The organism is Streptomyces alkaliphilus (assembly GCF_014141535.1).
GTDB lineage: Bacteria > Actinomycetota > Actinomycetes > Streptomycetales > Streptomycetaceae > Streptomyces > Streptomyces alkaliphilus.
This window is the reverse complement of record NZ_VKHT01001478.1, coordinates 1-867: the sequence shown is the minus strand read 5'-3', so window position 1 is coordinate 867 and position 867 is coordinate 1. Positions and strand designations below refer to the sequence as shown.

General features: G+C 78.0%; 2 protein-coding genes. Both read left to right on the top strand.

Going from position 1 to position 867, the window contains the following annotated elements; genetic code table 11:
- Positions 1–224, top strand: a 224-nt coding sequence (locus FNQ90_RS25205; protein ID WP_182608430.1) for a hypothetical protein, incomplete at its 5' end; no start/stop codon positions are given.
- A gap of 17 nt (positions 225–241) precedes the next feature.
- The gene (locus FNQ90_RS25200) at positions 242–676 is read left to right on the top strand and encodes a hypothetical protein (RefSeq protein WP_182608429.1); all 435 of its coding nucleotides are present in this window, start codon (positions 242–244) and stop codon (positions 674–676) included.
- The last annotated feature ends 191 nt before the right edge of the window (positions 677–867 follow it).

Below are 867 nucleotides of genomic sequence, written 5' to 3'. Positions count from 1 at the left end.
GCTCCGAATCCCCCGCCTTCGACCTGCACCACCCCCGGGTCTCCGCGCTCGGCGAGGAGCACATGGCGGGCGGCCGGGACGCCGTGGACACCGACGAGGCGCTGTTCGACCGACCCGGCGCCCCCCGGGACCCGGAAAGCGTCGGCGAGGAGGGACGCGGCGACCGACCCGAGGGGTACGGCGGATCCCACCGCGCCGACGGACCCGGCCGCGAGCGGCCCTGACCACCCGGGGGACCGTCGTGCCACACGACCGCGACATCGCCGGCGGGATCAATCAGTTGGAGGGCTACCTCCTCGTCCAGTCCGAACTGCGGACCGCCCGCGTCGAGGGCGAGGCCCTCGCCGACCGGATGCCCTGGCTCACCGGCGAGCGACGGGAGGAATTGATCCGGCTGTACGCGGAGGAGCGCATGGCCCTGACCCGCCGCACCCTTCGGGCCGTCACCGAGCGCTGCCACGAACTGCGGGCCGAGTACACCGCCCGGTACCGGCAGTTGCGCCGGCGGGTGGTGTGCGCCGCCCTCGCCCTCGTCCTCGGCGGGCTCACCCTGTCCGCCTGCCCGGCCGCGCACCGGGGCCCCGCCGACTCCCGGGGCGCCGCGCCGGCCCGGGTCGGGATGATGACGGCGTGCGCGCCCGGGGCGTGCGCGGCGCCGGCCGGCCATGGGCCCTGAGCGTCACACACCCGAGCGCACCCCCTCACACGGTCGCCCCGCGTGCCGGCTCCCGCCGGCACGCGGGGCGACCGCCGTTCTCCTCCACCCGGGCCCCCGGGTCCGCCGCTCAGTCCGGCGGCGTGCGCGGGCCGGGAGCGCTCAACCCGGCGGGCCCCTCCGGGTCCCCGGGCTTGTCGGCGGTGCGCAAC